10 protein-coding genes are annotated in these 7,729 nt (G+C 76.9%); 8 read left to right on the top strand and 2 right to left on the bottom strand.

Going from position 1 to position 7,729, the window contains the following annotated elements; all coding sequences use genetic code 11:
• From ABD317_RS30625 to ABD317_RS30610, 4 genes are all read left to right on the top strand, one after another.
• Window positions 1-1,021: alpha/beta fold hydrolase (locus tag ABD317_RS30625; protein WP_344294095.1), on the top strand; the 1,021-nt coding region annotated here is incomplete at its 5' end.
• An 11-nt stretch (window positions 1,022-1,032) separates the two neighbouring features.
• Window positions 1,033-1,587: a tRNA (adenosine(37)-N6)-threonylcarbamoyltransferase complex ATPase subunit type 1 TsaE gene (gene tsaE / locus ABD317_RS30620; protein WP_344294093.1), complete on the top strand. Its 555-nt coding sequence runs from the start codon at window positions 1,033-1,035 to the stop codon at window positions 1,585-1,587.
• Window positions 1,588-1,674: 87 nt separating this feature from the next.
• Window positions 1,675-1,902: a hypothetical protein gene (locus ABD317_RS30615; protein ID WP_344294091.1), complete on the top strand. Its 228-nt coding sequence runs from the start codon at window positions 1,675-1,677 to the stop codon at window positions 1,900-1,902.
• A 60-nt stretch (window positions 1,903-1,962) separates the two neighbouring features.
• A complete protein-coding gene (locus tag ABD317_RS30610) occupies window positions 1,963-2,829 on the top strand; it encodes an LLM class flavin-dependent oxidoreductase (protein WP_344294089.1) in 867 nt (288 codons plus the stop codon).
• A 79-nt stretch (window positions 2,830-2,908) separates the two neighbouring features.
• Here ABD317_RS30610 and ABD317_RS30605 read toward each other — a convergent pair whose 3' ends face one another.
• Window positions 2,909-3,427 (bottom strand): hypothetical protein, encoded by a 519-nt coding sequence (locus tag ABD317_RS30605; protein WP_344294099.1) that lies wholly within the window; start codon window positions 3,425-3,427, stop codon window positions 2,909-2,911.
• 216 nt (window positions 3,428-3,643) lie between these two features.
• On the opposite strand from ABD317_RS30605, the gene tsaB reads away from it, so the two are divergent.
• From tsaB to ABD317_RS30585, 4 genes are all read left to right on the top strand, one after another.
• On the top strand, window positions 3,644-4,324 hold the full coding sequence (gene tsaB, locus ABD317_RS30600; protein WP_344294097.1) for a tRNA (adenosine(37)-N6)-threonylcarbamoyltransferase complex dimerization subunit type 1 TsaB: 681 nt from the start codon (window positions 3,644-3,646) through the stop codon (window positions 4,322-4,324).
• Window positions 4,325-4,421: 97 nt separating this feature from the next.
• Window positions 4,422-4,892: a ribosomal protein S18-alanine N-acetyltransferase gene (rimI, locus tag ABD317_RS30595; protein ID WP_344294087.1), complete on the top strand. Its 471-nt coding sequence runs from the start codon at window positions 4,422-4,424 to the stop codon at window positions 4,890-4,892.
• An 8-nt stretch (window positions 4,893-4,900) separates the two neighbouring features.
• A complete protein-coding gene (gene tsaD / locus ABD317_RS30590; RefSeq protein ID WP_344294085.1) occupies window positions 4,901-6,013 on the top strand; it encodes a tRNA (adenosine(37)-N6)-threonylcarbamoyltransferase complex transferase subunit TsaD in 1,113 nt (370 codons plus the stop codon).
• A complete protein-coding gene (locus tag ABD317_RS30585) occupies window positions 6,010-6,312 on the top strand; it encodes a hypothetical protein (protein ID WP_344294083.1) in 303 nt (100 codons plus the stop codon). Before tsaD ends, ABD317_RS30585 begins: the two co-directional genes overlap by 4 nt.
• Here ABD317_RS30585 and ABD317_RS30580 read toward each other — a convergent pair.
• On the bottom strand, window positions 6,266-7,483 hold the full coding sequence (locus ABD317_RS30580) for a class I SAM-dependent methyltransferase (protein WP_344294081.1): 1,218 nt from the start codon (window positions 7,481-7,483) through the stop codon (window positions 6,266-6,268). The genes ABD317_RS30585 and ABD317_RS30580 overlap by 47 nt on opposite strands.
• Window positions 7,484-7,729 lie beyond the last annotated feature (246 nt).

Below are 7,729 nucleotides of genomic sequence, written 5' to 3'. Positions count from 1 at the left end.
CCCCCCCCCCCCCCCCCCCCCCCCCCCCCCCCCCCCCCCCCCCCCCCCCCCCCCCCTCCCCCCCCCCCCCCCCCGCCCCCGCCGCCGGCGCCGCCGCTTCCGCGGCCGCCGCGGCCCCCCCCCCCTCACCGTCGTCTTCAGCCACGGCTACTGCCTCGCCCAGGACGTCTGGCACTTCCAGCGCGCCGCCCTCCGCGGCCGCGTCCGCACCGTCTACTGGGACCAGCGCAGCCACGGCCGCTCCGCCCGCGGCGCCGCCCAGCTCGCCGGCGACGAGCCGATCACCATCGAGCAGCTCGGCCGCGACCTCAAGGCCGTCGTCGACGCCGCCGCCCCCGAGGGGCCCCTGCTGCTCGTCGGGCACTCGATGGGCGGCATGACGGTCATGGCCTTCGCCGACCAGTTCCCCGACCTCGTACGTGACCGGGTGGCCGGCGCCGCGTTCCTCGGCACCTCCGCGGGCGACCTCGGCCGGCTGACGTTCGGGCTGCCGGCGGCCGGCGCCTGGGCCGTGCGGCACTTCGTGCCCGGTTTCCTCAGGGCGCTGGGGAGCCGGGCGGAGCTGGCCGAGCGCGGCCGGCAGGCGACCGCCGACCTCTTCGCCGGGATCATCAAGCACTACTCGTTCGGCGCCGAGAGCGTCGACCCGGCCGTCGCGCGCTTCGCCGAACGGCTGCTGGAGAGCACGCCGATAGACGTGGTCGCCGAGTTCTACCCGGCGTTCGCCGGGCACGAGAAGACCGAGTCGCTGACGCTCTTCCGCGACCGCCCCGGGCTCGTCCTCGTCGGCGACCGCGACATGGTGACGCCCCCGGCGCACAGCGCGACGATCGCCGAGCGGCTGCCCGAGGCCCCGTACGAGGTCGTCGCGGACGCCGGGCACCTCGCCATGCTGGAGCGCCCCGACCGGGTGAACGACGCGCTGTCCGCGCTGCTCGCGCGCGTGGGCGCGCCGGGCGCGGCGCAGGCGGGGGCGCGGTCCGTACGGCGCACGCACGGCACGTCCCGCCGGACCCTCTAACATCCAGTGCCATGAGCGCCGCCGCGACCACCACCACCGTCCAGCTGACCGTCGAGACGCCGGAGCAGATGCAGGACCTGGGCCGCCGGCTGGCCGCCGTGCTGCGCGCGGGCGACCTCGTGCTGCTCACCGGGGCGCTGGGCGCGGGCAAGACGACGCTCGCGCGCGGGCTGGGCGCCGGGCTCGGGGTGCGGGGGGCGGTGACGTCGCCGACGTTCGTCATCGCGCGCGTGCACCCGTCGGTCTCGGGCGGGCCGCCGCTGGTCCACGTCGACGCCTACCGGCTGGGCGGCGGTCTTGAGGAGATGGAGGACCTCGACCTGGACGTGTCGCTGCCGGAGTCGGTCGTGGTGGTGGAGTGGGGCGAGGGCAAGGTCGAGGAACTGGCAGAGGACCGGCTGCACGTCGTCATCGAGCGCAGGACCGGCGCGGCCGGTGCGGCCGAAGGGCCCGACGGGGCCGAAGGAGCCGAAGCGGCCGACGAGCCCGACGTACGGCACGTCACCCTCACCGGCGTCGGCGAGCGCTGGGCGCACGGCGCGCTGGCCGCGCTCGCCCGCGCCTGAACAGCAGTGCTGTACGTTCCGACAAAGGTGCCGACGCGCTGTCGGCAAATCGTTGCCCCGGGTCGGCGGGCGTGGTCCCATGGGCGTATGGCACCTGAGGAACACGAGCAGCGCCCCGCCGTGGGCGTGGCCGAGCTGCTCGCGGCCGGCGCGGCCGGCGCGGCGGTCTCGACGCCGCCCGCCGCGGACGAGCACGTCGGCGAGCATGCCGGCGAGCGCGCCCCCGGGCCCGCCGCGGCCGAGCGGGCCCAGGCGGCCGACCGGGCCCGGGCCGCCGGCGACCAGACTCCCGCGCCGGAGCAGCACGCCGCATAGCGGCAGCCCCCGCGCCCCGCCCCGTCCCGTCCCGCTCCGGGGGCCTCTAGGCTGCCCGGCATGGACATCGGCATCGGACTTCCCTCCACCATCACCGGCATCCCCGGCAAGCTGATCCCCGAGTGGGCCATCGCGGCCGAGCGGGCCGGGTTCTCGACCCTGGGCACCATCGACCGCGTCGTCTACGGCAACCTCGAAACGATCCCCACCCTCGCCGCCGCGGCCGCCGTCACCGAGCGGATCGGCCTGACGACGACCATCCTCATCGCCCCGTACCGCGGCAACGGCGCGCTGCTCGCCAAGCAGCTGGCCTCCGTCGACGTGCTCTCCGGCGGCCGGCTCACCGTCGGCGCCGCGGTCGGCGGGCGGCAGGACGACTACGAGGTGGCGGACGTGCCGTTCACCGAGCGCGGCCGGATCTTCGACGAGCAGCTCGCCGAGATGCGCGCCGTCTGGAACCAGGAGACCCGCGGCCGCGCCCACCCCGTGGGCCCGGCGCCGGTGCAGGCCGGCGGGCCGCCGATCCTCTTCGGCGGCGAGGCGCCCGCCGCCTTCCGGCGGCTCGCGGAGTACGGCGCCGGCTGGATCCTCGGCGGTGGCCGGCCCGAGCAGTTGGCCGCGGGCGCCGAGAAGGCCAAGGCGGCGTGGCGCGAGGCGGGCCGGGAGGGCGAGCCGCGGGTGGCGGCGCTGGCGTACGTGAGCCTCGGCGACGACGCGGAGGAGCACGCCCGCCGCTACCTCCTCGACTACTACGGGTTCCTCGGCGACTTCGCCGAGCAGATCGCCGGGAGCGCGCTGACGTCGCCGAAGGCGGTCGCCGCCGCGCGGGCCGCCTTCGCGGACGCGGGCTGCGACGAACTGGTGCTGTTCCCCTGCAACCCGGACCTGGCGCAGGTCGACCTGGTCGCCGAGGCCGCCGGGCTGTAGGGACGTACGGCACAGCGACACACGGACACGGCGACGCGCAGCGGTCGGACGTGGGCGGGGGCCCGGCGGCGGGCCCCCGCTACTTCACGACCCGGACCTCGACGCCCACGGTCGCAAAGCGCCACAGCGCCTTGCCGTCCGCCCGCGACGAGCGCACACCGCCCGTCTTCTCCTTCGCGTCCGGGTCGGGCCGCGAGCCGTCGAGCGCGGCGCTGAACCCGACGACGGTGCCCTCGGACTCCGTGAATATCACCACGTGCTCCACCGGCACCCCGTCCGAGCCGGTGACCTGCTTCGCCCGCGAGGTCACGGCGTACCTGCCGGGCGGGGGGTCGACGCTGCTCGGCGTCACCTTGTACGTCCGCAGCACCGAGTCGTCCTCGCCGACGAGCCACACGCGCCGGTTCTCCAGCGCGTACACCACCCGCAGCCCAGAGCCCGAGCGCGCGGGCAGCGCAAGCTCCTTCTCCTTGGCCTTGGACGGCTCCGGGCTGGCGACGCCCGGGCGCTCGCGGGCCAGGGAGTCCGGGGCGTTGGCGTTGGCCTGGTAGGCGAGGAAGGCGACCACGCCCAGGGCGGCGGCGGTCAGCCCGGCCACGAATTTCCCGCTGCCTGCCACGCGGTACGCCCCTTCCGGTACGGCGGCCGTACGGCCGCTCTGCCGCGGTCTGCCCTGTCCGCCCCCGTCTGCTCCGCCCGACGGTAGCACCCGCGCCCGCGCTCCCCGGGGCGGTCGCGGCCTCACGTCACCGGCCCGGCGGACGCGCTCCGGGCACCCCGCCCGCGCGACTACCCTGAAGGCGTGCTGCTCGCCATGGATACCGCCACCCCCGCCGTCGCCGTCGCGCTCCACGACGGCGACCCCGCGTCGCCCGCGCTCGCCGAGTCCCATGAGGTCGACGCGCGGCGCCACGGCGAGCTGCTGCTGCCCGCCGTCGAGCGCGTGCTCGCCGGGGCCGGGCGGGAACTCGGGGAGCTGACCGGCGTCGTCGTCGGCGTCGGGCCCGGTCCGTACACCGGGCTGCGGGTGGGGCTGGTGACCGCCGAGGTCTTCGGCATGACGCTCGGCATCCCCGTGTACGGGGTCTGCACGCTGGACGGCATCGCCTACGCCGCCGGGCGCGGCGGCCTCGGCGGCGACGGCACCGGCGGCATCGACGGCCCGTTCGTCGTGGCCACCGACGCCCGCCGCAAGGAGGTGTACTGGGCGCGCTACGCGAACGCCCGCACCCGCGTCACCGAGCCGGCCGTCGACCGGCCCGCCGCCCTCGCCGCGCAGGTCGCCGGGCTGCCCGCCGCCGGGGCGGGCGCGGAGCTGTACCCCGACGTCTTCCCCGGCGCCCGCCCGCCGGCGCACCGGCGCGCCGCCGCCCTCGCCGGGCTGCCCACCGAGCTGCGCGCGGCGGGCGCGGAGCTGCTGCCGCCCCGCCCGCTGTACCTGCGCCGGCCGGACGCGCAGGTACCGGCCGCGTACAAGGCGGTCACCCCGCGATGACCGCGCGCACGATCCCGTACCGGAACCCGTACCAGGTCGCGTACAGGCGCCCGCACGCCACCCCGCACGTCGCCTCGCACGAGAGCGTCCCCCGCCCATGACCGCCGTCTCCCTGCGCGAGATGCGGTGGTGGGACATCGACCCCGTGCTCGCCCTCGAACGGGACACCTTCCCCGAAGACGCCTGGTCCCCGGCCATGTTCTGGTCCGAGCTGGCCCACGCCCGCGGCCCCGGCGCCACCCGCGCCTACGTCGTCGCCGAGGACGCCGACGGCCACGTCGTCGGCTACGGCGGCCTCGCCGCCCTCGACGGCACCGGCGACGTCCAGACCATCGCCGCCGCCCGCGACCACTGGGGCACCGGCCTCGGCCCCCGCCTGCTCCAGGCGCTGCTCGCCGCCGCCCGCCGCTTCGGCTGCCGCGAGGTGCTGCTGGAGGTGCGCGTCGACAACGGCCGCGCCCAGCGCCTCTACGAGCGCCACGGCTTCGCCGTGATCGGGGTCCGGCGCGGCTACTACCAGCCCGGAAACGTCGACGCGCTCGTCATGCGCCGTACCGAGAAAGAGTGAAAGCCCCCATGGCTGACGAACCCCTGGTGCTCGGCATCGAGACGTCCTGCGACGAAACCGGCGTCGGGATCGTCCGCGGGCACACGCTGCTCGCCGACGCCGTCGCGTCCAGCGTCGACGCGCACGCCCGCTTCGGCGGCGTGGTGCCCGAGGTGGCGAGCCGGGCGCACCTGGAGGCGATGGTGCCGACCATCGAGCGGGCGCTGCGCGACGCCGGGGTCGCGGCCCGCGACCTCGACGCGGTCGCGGTGACGGCGGGCCCGGGGCTCTCGGGGGCGCTGCTGGTCGGGGTGGCGGCGGCCAAGGCGTACGCGTACGCCCTCGGCAAGCCGCTCTACGGCGTCAACCACCTCGCCTCGCACATCGCCGTCGACCAGCTCGAACACGGCGCGCTGCCGGAGCCGACGACGGCCCTGCTGGTCTCCGGCGGCCACTCCTCGCTGCTGGTCTCCGCCGACATCACCGCCGACGTGCGCCCGCTCGGCGCGACCATCGACGACGCGGCGGGCGAGGCGTTCGACAAGGTCGCCCGGGTGCTCGGGCTCGGCTTCCCCGGCGGCCCGTACATCGACGAGGCCGCCCGCGCCGGCGACCCGGCCGCGATCCGCTTCCCGCGCGGCCTGACGGGGCCGCGCGACCCGCTGTACGACTTCTCCTTCTCCGGGCTGAAGACGTCCGTCGCCCGCTGGGTGGAGGCCAGGCGCGCGGCGGGGGAGGAGGTGCCGGTGGCGGACGTGGCGGCGTCGTTCCAGGAGTCCGTCGCGGACGTGCTGACGCGGAAGGCGGTACGGGCCTGCCGGGACAACGGCGTCGGGCACCTGATGATCGGCGGCGGCGTGGCCGCGAACTCGCGGCTGCGGGCGATGGCGGAGCGGCGCTGCGAGGACGCGGGGATCGTGCTGCGGGTGCCGCGGATGAAGCTGTGCACGGACAACGGCGCGATGGTCGCGGCGCTGGGCGCGGAGATGGTGGCGCGGGGGCGGGCGGCGTCGGACTGGGAGCTGTCGGCGGACTCGTCGCTGCCGGTGACGGAAACGCACGTGCCGGGGGACCACGGGCACGACCACACGCACGGGCACGAGCACGTGCACGAGCTGGCGAAGGACAACCTGTACTCATGACCGTCGCGCTGATGTGGGAGGCCAAGGCGGCGCCCGGCCGGGCCGGCGAGCTGCTGGCCTGGGCCCGCGCGCAGCGCCTCGACGGCGCGGGCGCCGCCGCCGGGGCGCCGCTGCGCCGTGAGACGTTCACCGCGCCGGGCGAGCGGGTGCTCGTCATCACGTGGTGGGACGCGCCCTACGACGCGGAGCTGCCCGAGCTGCCGGCCCCCGCGGACGGCGGGCTGCTGGCGCGGCCGGCGCACCGCTGGCGGTTCACGTCGCTGGGTCCGGACCGGCCGGACGGGCCAGCAGCACCGTAGGGGCGCCGGCGACGCGAGTCAGGAAGATGGTGCAGGACACCGTGGTGGGGCCGGTGAGCTTCAGCCTGCGCCGCAGCTCCTCGGGCTCGACGGCCGAGCCGCGCTTCTTGACCGTGACGCTGCCGACGCCGCGTTCGCGCAGCAGCGCGCGGAGCTTCTTGACGTGGAACGGGAGCACGTCGGTGATCTCGTACGCGGTGGCGAACGGGGTCTCCGTGCGGCCGTCGGCCGTCACGTACGCGATGGTGGCGTCGAGCAGCCGCCCGCCGACCTGCTCCGCCACCTCGGCGACGAGGTGGGCGCGGATGACGGCGCCGTCGGGCTCGTACAGGTAGCGGCCGACGGGGCCCGGCGCCGGGTCGGGCAGGCCGCGGCCGGTGAGGGTGGCGCCGGCGGGCAGCAGGGTCGCGCGCCGGACACCGGGGGAGACGGCGTCGGGAGCAGCGCCGAACCAGAGCACGGCCTCCTTGACGTCACCGGCGTCGGAGACCCACTCCGCCTCGGCGGCGTCGGGGACGGCCTCGTGCGGAATGCCGGGGGCGACCTTCAGCGCGGCGTGCGAGACGCGGCCGGCGACCTCGACGGCCCAGGAGAGCGGCGGGGAGTACGCCTCGGGGTCGAAGACCCGCCCGCGCCCGCCCGGAGCACCCCCTCCGATCCGGCGAGCCGGATCGATGAACACCGCGTCGTACCCCGAGATGTCCGCGTCCCCCACCTCCGCGCACCGCACGTCGACCAGCTCCGCCACCCCCAGCGCCGCCGCGTTGGCCCGTGCGGCGGCGACCGCCGCCGGGTCCCGGTCGACGGCGAGCACGGCGATCCCCGCCCGCGCCAGCGCCACCGCGTCGCCGCCGATGCCGCAGCACAGGTCGGCCACCCGGGTCACGCCCAGCGCCGCGAAGCGGGCCGCGCGGTGCGCCGCCACCGCCGCACGGGTCGCCTGCTCGACGCCGTCGGGGGTGAAGTACATGCGCGCCGCGTCCGCCCCGAACTTCGCCGCCGCCCGCTGCCGCAGCCGGGCCTGCCCGAGCGCGGCGGAGACCAGCGCGGCGGGGTGGTCGCGGCGGAGCCGGGTGGCGAGGGCCAGTTCGTCGGCGGGGGAGTGGTCGCGCAGCTCGGCGAGGAGGGCCTGGCCCTCGGGGGTGAGGAGGGCGGCGAGGGGGTCGTGCATGCGCCCATTGTCCGCCGGTCGTCCGCCGGCTGTCCGCCGGCCGGAGGAGCGTACGGCGCGGCGGCGTGACACCCGGTTCCGTACTGGGAGGATGCGGGCTCAGAGAACTAATACGACAAAAGGATAAAATGACTCCACGTTCAGCCCTCCGCGCCGGCCCTCTAGCCCTGGTCCTGGCCCTCGCCGGCGCCGCGCTCGCCTCCGCCTGCTCCTCCGGCCCCGCCGCCGACCCCCGCCCGCTCACCC

The organism is Streptomyces synnematoformans (genome assembly GCF_039531005.1).
GTDB lineage: Bacteria > Actinomycetota > Actinomycetes > Streptomycetales > Streptomycetaceae > Streptomyces > Streptomyces synnematoformans.
This window is presented reverse-complemented; position numbering and strand designations above follow the sequence as displayed.

Bases quoted from the DNA above. Each gene is read 5' to 3' on its own strand.
- ABD317_RS30580 (WP_344294081.1), bottom strand. From the start codon at position 7,483: ATGCACGACCCCCTCGCCGCCCTCCTCACCCCCGAGGGCCAGGCCCTC.
- tsaD (WP_344294085.1), top strand. From the start codon at position 4,901: ATGGCTGACGAACCCCTGGTGCTCGGCATCGAGACGTCCTGCGACGAA.
- ABD317_RS30585 (WP_344294083.1), top strand. From the start codon at position 6,010: ATGACCGTCGCGCTGATGTGGGAGGCCAAGGCGGCGCCCGGCCGGGCC.
- ABD317_RS30615 (WP_344294091.1), top strand. From the start codon at position 1,675: ATGGCACCTGAGGAACACGAGCAGCGCCCCGCCGTGGGCGTGGCCGAG.
- tsaB (WP_344294097.1), top strand. From the start codon at position 3,644: ATGGATACCGCCACCCCCGCCGTCGCCGTCGCGCTCCACGACGGCGAC.
- tsaE (WP_344294093.1), top strand. From the start codon at position 1,033: ATGAGCGCCGCCGCGACCACCACCACCGTCCAGCTGACCGTCGAGACG.
- ABD317_RS30610 (WP_344294089.1), top strand. From the start codon at position 1,963: ATGGACATCGGCATCGGACTTCCCTCCACCATCACCGGCATCCCCGGC.
- rimI (WP_344294087.1), top strand. From the start codon at position 4,422: ATGACCGCCGTCTCCCTGCGCGAGATGCGGTGGTGGGACATCGACCCC.